The sequence below is a fragment of the Algoriphagus winogradskyi genome, from assembly GCF_900182815.1.
GTDB lineage: Bacteria > Bacteroidota > Bacteroidia > Cytophagales > Cyclobacteriaceae > Algoriphagus > Algoriphagus winogradskyi.
This window is the reverse complement of the sequence record NZ_FXUA01000007.1, coordinates 208,569-223,925: the sequence shown is the minus strand read 5'-3', so window position 1 is coordinate 223,925 and position 15,357 is coordinate 208,569. Positions and strand designations below refer to the sequence as shown.

The following is a 15,357-nucleotide window of genomic DNA, read 5'->3' as shown; positions in this document are numbered from 1 at the left end:
CAGCTTTAGTTAGAAATAAATAATATGCTAGTTGGCTGGAAGTCTTTCCAAGTTTAAATCCTTCATAATAGCATCCAACTCCTCTTTGGCAACTTCTTTAGCATCAATATCTATCGCAAATCGGTCTTTATAAAAAAGAGACCAATTGAATCTATCCTCTGCAAGGCCGGACTCTTTCATTTTTATTCCTTCATGGATGATTGTTTTGGCATATCCCCAAGAGCCTTTTTCATCGTAATCCTTAGTATGAGCAAATTTGTAGGTTCCTACTGCATCAGCTCCTTTCGCACCTGCTCCGTCGATGATCATAATCCGGATACTTTTGTTGGCAGTTCTATAAGTCGCACTACCAGTACCAATCCCTGGTATAAAACTTTCTGCAAAAGAAGTTTGAGGTAAGCCAATTAGCGTTTCCGGAAAAAAAGCCTTGAATTGCTCTGTGGTGAGAGGGGTTAGCTCGGTAAGAGTTTCTGCATTGTCTTGGACCGACTCAGTAGATGATTCAAAATTTTCCCCTCCATCCATGGAACCACCCGATTGAGCCGCTTCCTTACCACTGCAAGAAACCAATAGAATCAGTCCAATGAAGGCCGAAGCGATACTTTTAATACTTTTTTTCATAGCTATTTAAGTTGAAATTTTGCGATCAGACCTTTTTTCTCAGCCTCAGGAACTTCAGATATCAAGACATAATTTCCCGGAATCAGCTCCGCTTCGAAGTAACCTTTTCCTCCTTCACCTAGATTGTTCATTCCTCCCAAGAAAGTGAATCCTTCGGGTGCAGGTGTACGAAGACCGGCAGGATTCATCCAGCTCAGCCAATACTGTAAAGAGTCAAGTGAGGCGTCATCTTCGTAGCGAACAAGATTCACATCATGCCCCACGAAATGCTCGTAAACCTTTTGATCTTGAAACTTGACCTCCATAATCTGGCTTCCAAGACCAGGTGGATTTGCCATTTGAATTCCTTCAGTACTAGAAATAGTAATGGATGCATTCGGGGATGGAGCCGCTTTGCTAGTAGAAGAATCTCTAACTATTATCTGCTTGATCATCCCGTGGGAAGTATGCCATTCACCATTGGCAGCTTTTACATAGCATTCCATCACATAAAGTCCCGGGCTCAAAAAAATAGTACTCTTTGCTGTCTGCCCGGGAGAGATCAACCCAGTGCCACCATGGTACTGGACAGAAAAAAACCATTCTGGCAATTTGCCGAAAGCAGCCACTGCCTCATCCATTTGCCCATCTATTATTTTTTTCATTCCCTCATCAAATGGAGGGAGCACTTCCTTCTTGGTGTCTTCTACTGTTTTGCCTTCAGGATAAAAATCCATTAGCACAAAATGAACCTCTGCAGACTGATTGTCATAAATCAACTCATTCCAGCCTGAGTAAAGGGTATCGGCAACCAAAAACTCCATGCCTTGAGTTTGAACATTCACTTGGCCTTGTTGTAAAAGTTCCTCTTGAGTTGGGGCTTCAGAGGCTGTAGTTTCCTCAGAGGTTCGGTTTGTGCAAAAAGTGAAAAGAAAAACGATACTGCAGAATAGAACTAGTTTTTTCATAAAAGGTAGGGTTCAAATAGCTTCCTTGATAAATCTAAAAACGCCTCCCAATATCCTGATTATCAATGGGTACACTAGAATTTTACCCATTTCCATTAAAATTAAAAAGTGAAGGCAGTTACTTGGTATAAAAGAATACATAGCTGGTGCGCATTTCTTTATAATCTGAAATTGACCCTATGTTTTTTTCGATATACCAATATTCATGGATTCTTTACCAAGTAAGTTAAATTCCCTACCGCCTAAGAAATTTTAAAACCATCTCCATGAAAAAGGACTAAAATTTCTTAGCTTTTAGTTTTTCAAAGCCTTATGAAATAGAATGTTGCAGTTTTCATTGACCGCTTTTCCCTGAAATAGTTGAACAGATTCAAATGTTTATCTTTAACTAAATGATCAACGCTATCATCGTAGACGACGAATCCAATGCGATCAAGAATTTAACTTGGGAGGTTGAAAAGTTCTGCCAAGATGTGAAAATCATAGATAGCTTCACTGACCCACGCGAAGCAGTTTCTGCGATCAATTATTTAAAGCCTGACTGCGTTTTTCTAGATGTGGAAATGCCCGAAATGAATGGTTTTGAACTACTTCAAAATCTTCATTTTAGAGATTTTGAGTTGATCATCACCTCAGCTTATGACCAATATGCGATCAAGGCATTTCGGGAGCATGCGGTCGATTACCTGATGAAGCCGGTGGATTCTGATGACCTCATAGATGCCATTGAACGAATTAGAGTGAAAAAAGAATCTAGTGGGCTTGGGTCTGTCCTCAAATCCATGATCAATGATTGGAAAGGTAGGGAGGAAAAGAAATTGGCGCTTGCTATGGCAGGCAAAACCTTGTATTTGGATCGGAATGAGATTCTCTATTGCAAGTCAGACGGGAATTATTCAGAAATATATTTCAATGACTTGAAGAAAGAACTGTTTACTGTTCGCTTTAAAGATCTGGAAGACTTGTTGGGCAAGGGTTTTTATCGGGTTCACAATTCCTACATCGTAAGGCTTGACGCCATCAAGGCTTTCGTCAACCAAGACGGTCCAAGCTTGATGCTTTCGAACGGCACTCAAATACCCGTCTCCCGATCAAGAAAGAGTGAGCTACTCCACCTTTTAAATCATTAACCCAACCTTGGTTAAAAGCTACTTAGAATACTTTTACTGCTGCCCATTCGAGAATGGGTTTTTAGTTTTTACGCTAGGTGCTCTTTTTATCCTGACGGTTTATCATTTCATCCTTTTTTTTCAGCAAAAGGATAGCACCTACCTACTCTACAGCGGATATACCTTTTTCATCTTACTATCTCAATATAGATGGATGGAAGGAGGCTTCCTCTATGAATTAGGTGGACAAGTATCTTGGATCGTTGACTACCCAGTCATTCATACAGAGATCTACTACATCATTTATGTCTTTTTTGCCCTGAGGTTTCTGAATATAAAAGAAGAGCTTCCCAACTGGCACAGGAGGATCATGATCGGTCTTTGGTTGATTATTGCCTATTGTTTATTCTTTTTTCTGTACTATTTATTAGTGGATCGCCGAATTCCGGAAGTTCTCTTAAGAGGATATTATGTGTTCACCATCCTAATTTCGATCCTTGGAATGGTGACTTATATTCCATTTTTTAAAGTCAAGACTCCTCTAAAATATTATATGATTATCGGCTCTGCTTTATTGATAGTCTTTTCGGTGACTTCGCTAGCTATTCACCAAAGTCTGTCTAGGCAAGGACTCGCAGTGGAGCCAGCTTATAGTATTCTATATATTGGTTTTTGGTTGGAAAACGTACTTTTCTCCCTAGGATTAGGGCAAAAGCAAAAGTTGATTTTAGAGGAGCGAAATCAGTCGCAAGAAGAACTTATAGATCAACTTCGAGAAAATGAAAGACTCCGCATTGAGGTTCAAAAACAGCTGGAAGAAAGCTTCAAGTCTTTGGAACTGGCAGCCGAAGCTGAAAAGATCAATTCCTTGCAGGCTTCCTATGACAAAGAACTGGCAGAATTAAAACTTCTTGCCTTGAGGAGCCAGATGAATCCTCATTTTATCTTCAATTCGTTGAATTCCATCAAATCCTATATCATAGAAAATGAAGCTGAGGAAGCTGTTTACTATTTAAACAAGTTTGCCAAACTGATCCGAAAATTTTTGGCCTCCACTCGGGAGAAAGAATTCACTCTTAAAGAAGAATTGGAAACGATGAAGCTTTATGTGAATATCGAGAATCTACGATTTGATCAAGAAATCCAATTTTCCATATTTGGCTTTGAAATAATTGATCCTACTGAACTATTAATCCCTTCCCTATTACTTCAGCCCTTTTTGGAAAATGCGATTTTGCATGGGTTATCTGCGAGCAAAGTGGAGAAAAAACTTCAGATTAAGTTGGCAAATCTTTCTGTAGAAGCCCTCACATTGGAAATAATTGACAACGGGATTGGACTGCCCGATTCCAGCCAGAATCCGAAGAAAAAATTGCATATTTCAGAATCAGTGGGAATCGCACTTTCACAGGAACGACTTAAACATTTTTCCCAAAATTATACTCAAGAAGGAGAAATAACCCTAGTCAACCTAAAAGAAACAAACCCAATAGAATCTGGAGTTAAGGTTATTCTCAAAATTCCAATTCAGCTTCGATAATAAACTTTTTAGGCTTAAGTAGTTTAGCTTTTGAATAGCAGCCACAATCAACATGTGTTTGTATGAAGTTATCACTGTCCTACGACATTGTGAAAGCTCATGGGGGAGAGTTGAAGGTGAAGCCCAAATAAGCTTTAGGCAACGAGTTATTTCTATCCATTTTTTATTCAACTAATTCAGGGCTAAAAGCTAGGTTTAAAATAGTGACTATTCACTGCAAATACCTATTTCCGAAAAATCCCGCCTAGCGTTCGGACAATTTTAGAACAGGTTCGTCCAATTTAGTTTCGATTTCAGCTTTAATTTCAAGTACTTCAGAGAAGATCAAAAGCAGGAAAGTTGACAACCCCTACTTTTGGCCGCCTATTTTATAGAGGCACTTTTGACTCTTCAATATTATATGTATTGAAGCCACCAACATATTAAGACTATTTTTTTGATAAAGGGTGATTGCATTTTTCTATCAATGCTGTTTGGAATTGCAAAATTTTGAACGGCATTGATTTTTTTTTGAACTGACTTCGTCAGGCAGTGCCAAGACAGGGTAGCAGTATTTGATTAAATAATTTCCTGTTTGCCACTACTAATTCGCATGAATTATATACTAGAGAGAAATCATTTCGATTTTATAGTTGCTCTGATAAAATAACCAAGCAGTTAGGACATTTTTGAAAGGCATTCGTCCTAAACCAGTTCATGTTTTTCTTGTAAATGAATAGCTTAAATAAGCTACTGGAAGGTTTAAAGCTATCAGCATAGCAACAAAACAAACTATGGAACAACCCCTCACACAAGAACTGATTCCTGTTAAGCAATCAGATCGAATACTTTCCTTGGACGTAATGCGCGGGATTGTACTTTTTGGAATACTCTTGATGAACATCAATGGGTTTGGTTTAGCGCTAGCCTACGAAGACCCAACGGTATCTGGAGGGTCTACCGGTCTGAATCTGTACACTTGGATGATGACCAACCTATTTTTTGAGGGGACTATGCGGGCCTTGTTCTCCCTGCTTTTTGGGGTTGGGATGTATATTTTCCTGGATCGATTACTTAAAAAAGGTGCAGGGATCAAAGCTGCTGATGTTTATTTCCGCCGACTGATGTGGCTTTTGCTTTTTGGACTAATACATGGATACCTTCTGCTTTGGGTTGGCGAGATCTTGTACCAATATGCCTTAATGGGATTCTTGGTATATTCTTTTCGCTCGATGGTACCAAAATATCTGGTTGTCACAGCGGTGATACTTTTTAGTATTGGGACTCTTTGGAACTATATAGACTACCAGAAAGGCAAAAAATGGATAGCAGAGGTAGCAGAAGCACAGGCTTTACTTGTAACAGAAGAAGAACTTCCCAAAGAGTTAAAGGCCGCTAATGAAGCTTGGGAAAAGCGGGAAACTGAACGAAGCCCAGAAGCAGTAGAGGAGTTTAACGAAGAAATGAGAAAAGGGTACTTTTCTGTAGTAGCTTTTCTCGCTCCCACCAATTACGACTTCGATGTCAACTGGCCTTATCGAGGTGATGTTTGGGATGTACTGAGCATGATGCTGATTGGGATAGCTCTTTTCAGATGGGGAATACTCACAGCTGAAAAATCTTTTGGATTCTACCTCACTTTGGCAGCTATGGGATATGCAATTGGTCTTGCCATTAACTACTATGAGATGCAACTGGTCTTAGATGACAACTTCTCTTTGCTTTCATTTAGTAAGTCGAATATCACCTACTACTGGGGAAGAGCTTTTGTAGCGATGGGCCATGTGGGACTAATTATGCTTTTCTGTAAAACTCCGATTTTGGGCTGGCTGAAAAACGGTCTATCCGCTGTTGGCAAAATGGCGCTGACAAATTACATGATGCATTCAGTGATCTGCATGATTGTCTTTACAGGTGTAGGTTTTGGGATGTTCGGAAAGCTAGAGCGCTACGAGTTGCTTTATGTGGTTTTTTCTATTTGGGTTTTTCAATTCATTCTAAGTCCAATTTGGCTCAGGTACTTTCACTATGGACCTATGGAGTGGATTTGGAGAAATCTGAGTTACATGAAAGTTCATCCATTGAGAAAAGGACCACCTCTGACACTTTAATGTTTAAAACAGTAAGAAAATATACAATCCAGTTTTCATGAAAAAAGTACTAGTCACAGGATCAAACAGAGGTATAGGTTTAGAAATCGCACTTGCATTTGGCAGAGCTGGATATCAGGTCTTTGCGACTATGCGTACTCCCTCCAAAGCGACTACACTCTCTGAAACAATCAAAGCAGAGGAACTACCTATCAGCATGCACAAGATGAATGTCAATTCAGACATATCCGTGAAGGCGATCATGGATGAAATACTCTTGGAAGATGGCCCAATCGACATCTTAGTCAATAATGCGGGAATAGGTTTGAATGGATCAATAGAAGAAATGCCTTTATCCGAATTCAAAGGGGTTTTTGAGACCAATGTATTTGGAGCTGTACGATGTATTAAAGCAGTTATCCCAGCGATGAGAGAGCAAAAAAGTGGATGTATTATAAATATCACTTCTGTGTCTGGACGACTAACTAGTTCTCCATTGGGATGCTACTCTGCTAGCAAATTTGCGCTGGAAGCAATTAGTGAAGCACTAGCCCAGGAGGTAAAACCATTCAATATTCGAGTAGGAATAGTAGAACCTGGAATCATTGATACCGATATGGCTCACGAGATTAGAGGAGCTTCCTCTTCCATTTACCCTACCTCTAAACGTATGGCAGATCTTTTCCATGCCTCTCTGAAGAACCCAACATCAGCTGCGCTAGTCGCTGAAAAAATTCTAGAATTCGCAGAAAGTGACTCTTGGTACCTGAGACATCCTGTTGGCCCAGATGCCCTTCCATATATCCAATGGAGGCAATCTATGACTGATGAGGAATGGATAAATAGGCATAGCCTCCCAGAAGAAGAGTGGTACAATTCCATAGAGCGAGATTTTGGAATGGATGCTAGGAGATAGGAAGTTGGAAGACAGGAGAAAAGACCATCTCCTAGAATAGTTTAACGGTTAATATCAATTCTAAAAATTTACAATACGATGAAAGTATCAGCATTTGCGGCCGCTGGCCCACAGGAAAAACTTGAAGCTTTCTCCTACGATATGGGAGAACTAGGATCAGAACAGGTCGATGTAAAAGTAATCAATTGTGGAATCTGCCACTCTGACCTAAGCATGATTAATAATGATTGGGGGATGACGGCTTATCCAATCGTACCTGGTCATGAAATTATAGGTGAAGTCATCGCCACAGGAGATGCTGTAAAAAACATCAAAGTCGGTGACAAAGTAGGTATTGGCTGGTTTTCAGGATCTTGCATGGCATGCCACGAATGCATGGATGGTTCACATCATCTATGTGCATCTGCTGAATTCACCATTGGAGGAAGACATGGGGGCTTCGCTGATTATGTTAGAAGTCATTGGTCTTGGGCGATTCCACTTCCTGAAGGAATTGATTTGGCAAAAGCCGGACCTTTACTTTGCGGAGGAATCACAGTATTTAACCCCATCATTTTAGCGGGAGTAAAAGCAACAGACAAAGTCGGGGTAATTGGAATCGGTGGTTTAGGTCACATGGCTTTGAAATTCCTCAATAAATGGGGATGTGAAGTGATTGCTTTTAGCTCCTCCCCCGGTAAGAAAGAGGCAATCTTAGCAATGGGAGCAACTAAGGTGGTTGACTCAACTAATCCTGATGAATTAGCTACCATCGCTGGATCATTAAATTTCATTCTTAATACCACTAATGTAAGCTTAGATTGGAATTTATACCTGACTGCTTTAGCTCCTAAAGGGAAATTCCATAATGTAGGTGCTGTTTTAGAGCCAATGGCAATTCCTGCATTTTCATTAATCACAGGAGAAAAGTCTGTAGCCGGAAGTCCTTTGGGAAGCCCTGCTCTTACTCGAACCATGCTTGAATTCTGTGTAAGACATGATATTTATCCAATAACGGAAGAGTTCCCTATGTCAAAAGTAAACGAGGCTTTGGAGCATTTGAAATCGGGAAAAGCTAGGTACCGCATCGTATTAAAAAATTAATTTTTAGATAAAGGCGTTCGATCTCATAAACTTCAATTTTACAACAAATTGGCTCGGTAGTTCCCTACGATTGATCGCCCCTACTAATCAGGTAAATTTAATTAACCATGAAATCAGAAAAACCAGAGTATTTCTGCCTCAGACCTGAGGTGGAAAAAGCATATGGCTACAGCCATGCTGTCAAGATTGGACATAGTATCAAAGTTTCCGGTGCAGTCAGCATGGATGAGGAAGGTACGCCAACAGCAGTTGGTGATCTTCTTCAGCAAATGAAAAACTGCTACAGTGATCTGGAAAAAGTATTAGCTCATTATGACTGCACCTTTGAAGATGTGGTTGCAGAGAATGTATTTACCACAGACATGCCTGGATTTTTAGAAAATGCTGCTTATAGAAACAGCATTTACACACAGCACTTCCCTACAGGTACATGGCTGGAGGTTAAAGGTCTGGCATTACCCGAATTTCTGATTGAGATTGAATTGGAAGTACATAAATGATGCATTTCAGAAATCATAAATAATTAAATAAACCCACTAAAAGAATAGAAATATGGCAACTACAAACATGTCTATCATAGATGGACTTTACCAAGCATTTGCAGTCGGAGACATCCCGACTGTCCTGGGAAGTATGGATTCAAACATAGCTTGGAACGAAGCAGAAGGCAATGCCTATGCTGATGGCAATCCCTACATAGGACCTGACGCGGTACTGAACGGCGTTTTTGGTAGGATAATGCAGGAGCATGAATATTTTAATCTGAAAGACATCGAGTTGCACGAGATGCTCAACGATAAAGTTTTGGCCACCTTACGCTATGACGCCAAATACAAAGAAGGGAAGACTTACAATGCCCAAGTAGCACATTTATGGACACTAAAAGATGGAAAAATCGTGGCTTTCCAACAGTATGTGGACACCAAAAAATTACACGAGGCAAATACGAAGTAAATAATCTCTATTCCCCAATGAGCACGGAATAGGAATTCCAATTCTGAGCTCATTGGGATTCTTTCACAGTTGTAGGCTTTAAACGTAAACACCCCAGAACAACCTGTTTATCAATAAACTACTATGAAAATTTAGTGATTCAAGAATCTCTACACCTTATTCATGAGCTTATACAGCTCGTCCTTGTACTGTTTTCCAATGGGAATGAGTTTATCCTTAAACTCTACATGAGAATCGGCTACGGCCTCCAATTTGGAGAAATTGACCATGAAGGATCTGTGGATTCTTACAAAGCGCTTTTGATCTATTTTTTCGCAAAGCTTATTTAAAGGACTGACGATGGTATAGGATTGCTGCGTGGTAATAATTTTACAATAATTCCTTTCAGCCTCCACCCACAGAATTTCGTCCAGCATTACCTTTATCAATTTATTTTGGCTCCTGATAAAAATCCTGTCTTCCTGAGCTTCTACAGAAGTATCCATGGAAGAAATATCTGCTGGATTTTTTTTAATTCTTTCCTCTACTAATGCAATTGTCCTTTCTAGATTTTGCTTGGAAAATGGTTTGGAAATAAAGGCAAAGGGATGGGTCTCTTTTGCTTTTTGAAAGGTAGCATCATCTTCATTTGCCGTTAGAAAAATCAAGGGAATATCCAAAAATTTATGGATTGCGTGGGCGACGTCTATCCCTGTAGCTTTTCCTTTCAATTGAATATCCATCAAAATAATGTCCGGCTTAGTCTCCAGTGCGTGATGGATGGCTTCTTCTCCCTTTGTTTCTATCCCAGTGACTTCATAACCTAGATTGGTTAACTGCAAACTGATATTCGCAGCTATAATCATATCATCTTCTACAATCAAAATTCGAGTTGCACTCATGCTGCATTGTTTAGTAAAAATTCAAAAGAAAACTCCGTTCCTGAATCATTAATTAAGGTCATCCTTCCATCTAACTGGCGAGTAAGCAAACTGATCAGCTCTCTTCCAAAACCTGTACCCTGGGCAGTAGGATTATCCTGTATCCCAATTCCATTATCAGAAACCTTCAAGATAAGGTTTCCCTCCCTTTCAAATAGACTTACTGAAATCTTACCAGACTCTTGGTTGGGGAAAGCATACTTCAGGGAATTGGAGATCAATTCATTCACTATCAAACCAATTGGGATAGCCACATCCACATCGAGTTCTAAGACTGGCATTTCTGCTGAAAAATCAATTCTATTCTCTGCATCAAAAGTATCCAAAATGAATCTCCCCAAGGCTTCAAAAAATGCTTTCATCTCCACCTGTTTTAGGTCACCCTCTTTATAAAGACTTAAATGAATCATACCCATACTTTGCACTCGGGTATAAGTTTCCTCCATCACTTGCTTAAATTTCGGATCATCAATTTTGGCGATCTGGAGGGTAAGTAGGCTTGAAATAGTTTCCAGATTGTTTTTGACCCGGTGATGAATTTCTTTGAGCAAAAACTCTTTCTCCTTGTTCTTCTTCTCCAATAGTACGCTGTATTTCTTTTTCCGAAGGAACACTCGATAAAGAAGAAATAAGATCACTACCAATACGCCTGCGAGGGTAAGGTAAAATACCTGCAAAATGCGTTGTCTACTCAATGCTGCTTCTTGTAGCATTATGGTATTTTCCTTTTGAGCAACGTCCATCTGGGTCTGGAGTAGTGATATTTTTTCCTCCGCCTCTACAGTGAAAACATCATTTCGAAGTTCATCTGATTTCCTCGAAGCAATCAGCGCTTTTTGAAATGATTCAGCACCTTCATAGGCTTTACTCAATTCCTCGTAGACCAAACTCAAGTAAAATTTATCCCCAAAGTTTTCAGTGGCTTCAATGATACTGGTCTCTAAATAGTCCGCTGCTTGAATAAAATATCCGGACGCATTACTTACTTTTCCTAGCGCCATATAGGAACGCATAATCATAAATTCGTTTTGCAGTAGCTCAGCATAGCGAAGAGCCTCCTTGCCAGAATCCAGTGCTTCTTTATAGGCTCCCTTTTGAGAATGGAGATTGGCCAAAGCAATAAATGTGTCGCTGAGATTATTATAAAAACCGTAACGTTCTCCTAAATCAATTGATTGCTGAAAATAGGTAACTGCTTCTTCCGGTCTATTTAAATCAACCATGTATTGCCCTAATAAATGTAGGGTGAAATCATAATCAAGATCATCAAGACCTCTTTTTTCAAATATTTCAAGGGATTTTAAACCGTAATTCAGCGCAGCATCAAACTTCCCTTGCTTCCAAAAAAGATTACTCATATCGGAATATGCCATAGCAATCGCTTTGCTATCTTCATACTTTTCTCCTAGCTCAAGAGTTTTGGATGCATAGGTAAACGCCTCACCCAGCAATCCCTTTCGCTCATAGACATATCCTAAATTGGTATACAGTAACCAGCCTTCACTTTCTGGGATTTTGGTAATAGCGTCTGTTAACGCCTTTTCAGCCAAATCCAATTCCTCCATTCTCAGCAAAACAGCGCCTTGGGATACCAATAATTTTCCTTCCCAATACGATTCATTTTTGTCTCTGGCTTCCTGTAAACCCATTTCAATATACTCCAGAGCAATTTTCAGGTTTCGTGTATGATAATAATAGCCAAGATCATTTATCACCTGCAATCTTAAAGGGGAATCTTTTGGCATTTCAAACACCGCAGCCTCCATTTTATTCAAATAATCTTCTTGAAAATCATCCGATATTACAAAAACCTCATTGTAAAGGAATAATCCATTTTTCACTTCGATTTGAGCAAATCCCGCGAATGAAATCAATAAAAAAGCTACTGAAAAAAAATTCTTCATCTTTAAATGTAAGAAATTGATTCATTTGAAAATCAGTTTTTTGTATATAAAATAAGCTTTGGCAAATATTTAATGCAGTTGGGGAACAAACGAGCTACGTTCATACTAGATCGTTTTTCCTTTGACTTAAAAAAATCCAACTTCTCTTCCAGTAAACCTATTTATTGACTCACGAACTCTAAAAATCAAGTCACATGAAAAATTTAATTATTGCTATGCTGTTTCTCTTGACGATGGCATGCACTACTCAAACAAGGTATACTCAGCAATCTGCTGAGATCGAAACCGTCAAATCTGCAATTACTAATTATGTCAATGGTGATTGGGACAATTATGCAAGTAATTATGCAGAAAATGCCGCGATCTTTTTTAACGCAACAGAAGAAAATCCAGCAACTGTCGCGGAAACAATTGCTAGCCAAAAACTCTCTGTAGAGCCATTTTCCACTTACACTTTCGATCGGGAAAATGATGAATATGAAATGGTGGTAACTGACGAAGGTGAAACTTGGGTGAATTTCTGGGGCACATGGAAAGGAACTCTTGCCGCAACTGGAGAAGATTTTGTAATTCCAGTACACCTTACCTACCAATTTGTAGATGGAAAAATTGTAAAAGCGCACGGATACTGGAATAATACTGCAGTTCAAATGACTTTGATGGAACTGCAAAAAGAAGCAGAGGAAATGGCGGCTATGGAGACCCCTGAATAAAACCACTTAACGCATTTTTTTAATTTCCAGGAGGTGGCTCATTGAATAAGCAGAGCTATCCTCTTGGAATCAATCCTTTACTTTTCAAAAAGCTATAAAAAAAGCCAGTGTCACCACTGGCTTTTGAGCTTCTTTATAACAAATCAAATCGTTTTCGCATCGCGAAACTTTCCCTGATCCAGCTTGCGAGTCTTGCACTTTGAGCAAAATCCAAGGTCTGCTGTCCATCTGAGTAGGCTTTCTCAGGAACTTCATGAGATTCATAGATTATTCCGTCAGCTCCGGACATCACTCCCGCCAATGCCATCTGAGGCACATAGGCACGAATCCCTATTCCGTGCGAAGGATCTACAATAACTGGCAAGTGTGATTTAGCTTTCAAAATCGGAATAGCATTTAGGTCCAATGTATTTCTGGAAGCTCTTTCATAGGTTCTGATCCCTCTTTCACATAAAATCAGTTTCTCATTTCCTCCTGAAAACACATACTCAGCAGACTGCAAAAGCTCTTCGATTGTACCTGAGATACCACGCTTGATCATCACTGCCTTATCTACTTTCCCGAGTTCATCGAGAAGGTTAAAATTCTGGGAATTTCTAGCTCCTACCTGATACACATCCACGTAAGGATACATTTCTTCGATCTGGGAAGTTTGCATCACTTCGGTGACAATCTTTATCCCTGCTTCACTGGCAATTTGATGCCAAAGTTTTAGTCCTTCCAAACCCAAACCACGGAAAGCATAAGGGCTACTTCTAGGTTTGAAGACCCCGCCGCGCATCATCTTTATGTCATTTTCCACGCAGTGGGCCACTACGGCACGGATTTGCTCTTCCGTTTCGATGGAGCATGGCCCAGTGATCACCGCCATTTCCCCTTCTTTGATGAATACACCATCACCCAAATCAACAGAAGTTGGCTTAGCTTTCCACTTTTTGGACACCAACTTATACTCGTCAGAGACGATATGAATGTCGATGATTCCGTCCATCTGGCCGATTTTACGGATATCAAATTCCTTTTTACCAATACCGATTAGGTAGTCTCCTAATTGTGTTTTGACTTCTGTGGTCTTATAGCCGATTCCATTGACCACATTGATCAATTTATCTTTTTGGCTATCGGAAATATCGGGTTGAAGTTGAATAATCATTATTAAGTACGATTTATGAAATACGATTTACGAGGATGTCTTCAATTGAAATTTGTTGGCGAAGTTATTTATATGGGTATTTATGTTTCAATCCTCCCAGAATTTATCATCAAATAGAAAGTTTTGAATCATCCACTTATCATCTGCTTTGTAAAATAAAAAGATGAACCTTAGTGGTTGTCTATCATATTTAGCAAAATAGACAAGTTTTATTAGGCTCTCCCCTCTTTCCATTTGTGATATTTTTTCATACCCTCGATAATCACCAATTATTCCTAAGGCTCCTTGTAGCTGAACTTTCACCTGATCCAATGCTCCTGGATTTTGAGTTAGCCATGGGTTATCCTCAAACAATGCAAGCAAGGCTTCATTAGGAGATTTTTCGTAGGCATTAAAAAATTCCACAACTATTTTCTCAGGATCCGTCTGAGAAAAAGCTTGTTGGGAGAATGACAAAAGCGTAAAAACAAAGAAAATAATCAGAATATAGAATTTCATAAGGCGATGAGAATTTAAATTTCTGTAACGATACATTATCAATTCACCACTGATTGAATGTAATTCTGGATATCTTCACTCAGATTTTTCGAATCTTTTATTGTCTTGATGAAAGCCGAACCTATAATGGCCCCATTACTATAATTGGAAGCGGTGGTAAATGTTTCCGAATCTGAAATCCCAAATCCAATTAATCTAGGATTCTTAAGATTCATAGCTTTTACCCGCTCGAAATATGCAATCTGCTCCTCGGTGATTCCTGCCTTCGCACCTGTGATGCTATGTGAAGAAACCATGTAGATAAAGCCAGAGGTATTTTCGTCTATCTCTCTAATTCGCTTTTCGCTGGTTTGAGGTGAAATAAGAAAGGTATTGACCAAGCCATACTGCTCAAACAACTGCTTATAATCATCCAAATATTGCTGCATAGGTAGGTCAGGCAAAATCAAACCATCCACTCCGACTTCTTTGCACTTTTGGCAGAAAGCCTCCATTCCGTACTGCATAATTGGATTGAGATAGCCCATCATCACTACTGGAATATGGATTTTGGCACGAAAACCTCTCAGTTGCTCAAAGATCTTTTTCAATGAAATCCCGTTTTCCAGCGCAATCATATTGCTATCCTGAATAGTTGGTCCATCCGCCACTGGGTCTGAATACGGCACGCCAATCTCAATAATATCAGCTCCTCCAGCCTGGGCAGCCTCCATGATCGGCATCGTATCTTCCAATGCCGGAAAACCTGCAGTGAAGTAGATTGAGAGGACGCGCTCCTTTTTGGTTTCAAAGAATTTATGTATTCGGTTCATTTGCATTTACGATTTAGGATATTGGATTTACGAGCGCCTCTTTAAAATTGAGACTTTTTCCCATTCCAGCATCAACTATTTTAGTTCAACCCTTTCAGGGTTGGTATTCAATTATAAA

General features: G+C 39.5%; 15 protein-coding genes. 8 read left to right on the top strand and 7 right to left on the bottom strand.

Translation table 11 applies throughout. The features are described 5' to 3' along the window. Positions 1-27: 27 nt before the first annotated feature. Both QOL76_RS17410 and QOL76_RS17405 read right to left on the bottom strand, forming a co-directional pair. Entirely contained in the window at positions 28-621 is a 594-nt protein-coding gene (locus tag QOL76_RS17410) for a hypothetical protein (RefSeq protein WP_283414237.1), read from the bottom strand. A 2-nt stretch (positions 622-623) separates the two neighbouring features. Beyond that, entirely contained in the window at positions 624-1,568 is a 945-nt protein-coding gene (locus QOL76_RS17405; RefSeq protein ID WP_283414236.1) for a hypothetical protein, read from the bottom strand. Positions 1,569-1,960: 392 nt separating this feature from the next. Between QOL76_RS17405 and QOL76_RS17400 the strand changes: the two genes are divergently transcribed. The 7 genes from QOL76_RS17400 (at position 1,961) to QOL76_RS17370 (ending at position 9,239) form a co-directional block, all read left to right on the top strand. Further along, positions 1,961-2,698 carry a LytR/AlgR family response regulator transcription factor gene (locus QOL76_RS17400; RefSeq protein WP_283414235.1) on the top strand — a complete coding sequence of 246 codons (738 nt, stop codon included), beginning with the start codon at positions 1,961-1,963 and terminating at the stop codon, positions 2,696-2,698. 7 nt (positions 2,699-2,705) lie between these two features. Then, positions 2,706-4,217: a sensor histidine kinase gene (locus QOL76_RS17395; protein WP_283414234.1), complete on the top strand. Its 1,512-nt coding sequence runs from the start codon at positions 2,706-2,708 to the stop codon at positions 4,215-4,217. Between the two features lie 773 nt (positions 4,218-4,990). After that, positions 4,991-6,307 (top strand): DUF418 domain-containing protein, encoded by a 1,317-nt coding sequence (locus QOL76_RS17390; protein ID WP_283414233.1) that lies wholly within the window; start codon positions 4,991-4,993, stop codon positions 6,305-6,307. A 37-nt stretch (positions 6,308-6,344) separates the two neighbouring features. Continuing rightward, positions 6,345-7,202 carry an SDR family oxidoreductase gene (locus tag QOL76_RS17385; protein ID WP_283414232.1) on the top strand — a complete coding sequence of 286 codons (858 nt, stop codon included), beginning with the start codon at positions 6,345-6,347 and terminating at the stop codon, positions 7,200-7,202. A gap of 78 nt (positions 7,203-7,280) precedes the next feature. After that, the gene (gene ahr / locus QOL76_RS17380; RefSeq protein WP_283414231.1) at positions 7,281-8,285 is read left to right on the top strand and encodes an NADPH-dependent aldehyde reductase Ahr; all 1,005 of its coding nucleotides are present in this window, start codon (positions 7,281-7,283) and stop codon (positions 8,283-8,285) included. A 107-nt stretch (positions 8,286-8,392) separates the two neighbouring features. Beyond that, a complete protein-coding gene (locus QOL76_RS17375) occupies positions 8,393-8,785 on the top strand; it encodes a RidA family protein (protein WP_283414230.1) in 393 nt (130 codons plus the stop codon). A 52-nt stretch (positions 8,786-8,837) separates the two neighbouring features. Next, on the top strand, positions 8,838-9,239 hold the full coding sequence (locus QOL76_RS17370; protein WP_283414229.1) for a nuclear transport factor 2 family protein: 402 nt from the start codon (positions 8,838-8,840) through the stop codon (positions 9,237-9,239). A 149-nt stretch (positions 9,240-9,388) separates the two neighbouring features. Here QOL76_RS17370 and QOL76_RS17365 read toward each other — a convergent pair whose 3' ends face one another. Next, positions 9,389-10,120 (bottom strand): LytR/AlgR family response regulator transcription factor, encoded by a 732-nt coding sequence (locus QOL76_RS17365; protein WP_283414228.1) that lies wholly within the window; start codon positions 10,118-10,120, stop codon positions 9,389-9,391. Next, the gene (locus QOL76_RS17360) at positions 10,117-12,063 is read right to left on the bottom strand and encodes a tetratricopeptide repeat protein (protein ID WP_283414227.1); all 1,947 of its coding nucleotides are present in this window, start codon (positions 12,061-12,063) and stop codon (positions 10,117-10,119) included. Before QOL76_RS17360 ends, QOL76_RS17365 begins: the two co-directional genes overlap by 4 nt. A 194-nt stretch (positions 12,064-12,257) precedes the next feature. On the opposite strand from QOL76_RS17360, the gene QOL76_RS17355 reads away from it, so the two are divergent. After that, the gene (locus QOL76_RS17355; protein WP_283414226.1) at positions 12,258-12,776 is read left to right on the top strand and encodes a nuclear transport factor 2 family protein; all 519 of its coding nucleotides are present in this window, start codon (positions 12,258-12,260) and stop codon (positions 12,774-12,776) included. A 133-nt stretch (positions 12,777-12,909) separates the two neighbouring features. On the opposite strand, the gene QOL76_RS17350 is transcribed toward QOL76_RS17355, so the two are convergent. The 3 genes from QOL76_RS17350 to trpA all read right to left on the bottom strand — a co-directional run bounded on the left by QOL76_RS17350 (position 12,910) and on the right by trpA (position 15,239). Continuing rightward, complete coding sequence (locus QOL76_RS17350) at positions 12,910-13,929, bottom strand: bifunctional 3-deoxy-7-phosphoheptulonate synthase/chorismate mutase (RefSeq protein ID WP_283414225.1); 1,020 nt, start codon at positions 13,927-13,929, stop codon at positions 12,910-12,912. An 87-nt stretch (positions 13,930-14,016) separates the two neighbouring features. Next, positions 14,017-14,427, bottom strand: coding sequence for a hypothetical protein (locus QOL76_RS17345; protein ID WP_283414224.1), 411 nt, complete (start codon positions 14,425-14,427; stop codon positions 14,017-14,019). Positions 14,428-14,465: 38 nt separating this feature from the next. Next, on the bottom strand, positions 14,466-15,239 hold the full coding sequence (gene trpA / locus QOL76_RS17340; RefSeq protein WP_283414223.1) for a tryptophan synthase subunit alpha: 774 nt from the start codon (positions 15,237-15,239) through the stop codon (positions 14,466-14,468). Positions 15,240-15,357 lie beyond the last annotated feature (118 nt).

Excerpts from the sequence above, each read along its gene's own strand:
- QOL76_RS17390 (WP_283414233.1), top strand. The coding sequence starts at position 4,991 with ATGGAACAACCCCTCACACAAGAACTGATTCCTGTTAAGCAATCAGAT.
- QOL76_RS17345 (WP_283414224.1), bottom strand. The coding sequence starts at position 14,427 with ATGAAATTCTATATTCTGATTATTTTCTTTGTTTTTACGCTTTTGTCA.
- QOL76_RS17385 (WP_283414232.1), top strand. The coding sequence starts at position 6,345 with ATGAAAAAAGTACTAGTCACAGGATCAAACAGAGGTATAGGTTTAGAA.
- QOL76_RS17400 (WP_283414235.1), top strand. The coding sequence starts at position 1,961 with ATGATCAACGCTATCATCGTAGACGACGAATCCAATGCGATCAAGAAT.
- QOL76_RS17375 (WP_283414230.1), top strand. The coding sequence starts at position 8,393 with ATGAAATCAGAAAAACCAGAGTATTTCTGCCTCAGACCTGAGGTGGAA.
- ahr (WP_283414231.1), top strand. The coding sequence starts at position 7,281 with ATGAAAGTATCAGCATTTGCGGCCGCTGGCCCACAGGAAAAACTTGAA.
- QOL76_RS17360 (WP_283414227.1), bottom strand. The coding sequence starts at position 12,063 with ATGAAGAATTTTTTTTCAGTAGCTTTTTTATTGATTTCATTCGCGGGA.
- QOL76_RS17410 (WP_283414237.1), bottom strand. The coding sequence starts at position 621 with ATGAAAAAAAGTATTAAAAGTATCGCTTCGGCCTTCATTGGACTGATT.
- QOL76_RS17355 (WP_283414226.1), top strand. The coding sequence starts at position 12,258 with ATGAAAAATTTAATTATTGCTATGCTGTTTCTCTTGACGATGGCATGC.
- QOL76_RS17365 (WP_283414228.1), bottom strand. The coding sequence starts at position 10,120 with ATGAGTGCAACTCGAATTTTGATTGTAGAAGATGATATGATTATAGCT.
- QOL76_RS17350 (WP_283414225.1), bottom strand. The coding sequence starts at position 13,929 with ATGATTATTCAACTTCAACCCGATATTTCCGATAGCCAAAAAGATAAA.
- QOL76_RS17405 (WP_283414236.1), bottom strand. The coding sequence starts at position 1,568 with ATGAAAAAACTAGTTCTATTCTGCAGTATCGTTTTTCTTTTCACTTTT.
- trpA (WP_283414223.1), bottom strand. The coding sequence starts at position 15,239 with ATGAACCGAATACATAAATTCTTTGAAACCAAAAAGGAGCGCGTCCTC.
- QOL76_RS17370 (WP_283414229.1), top strand. The coding sequence starts at position 8,838 with ATGGCAACTACAAACATGTCTATCATAGATGGACTTTACCAAGCATTT.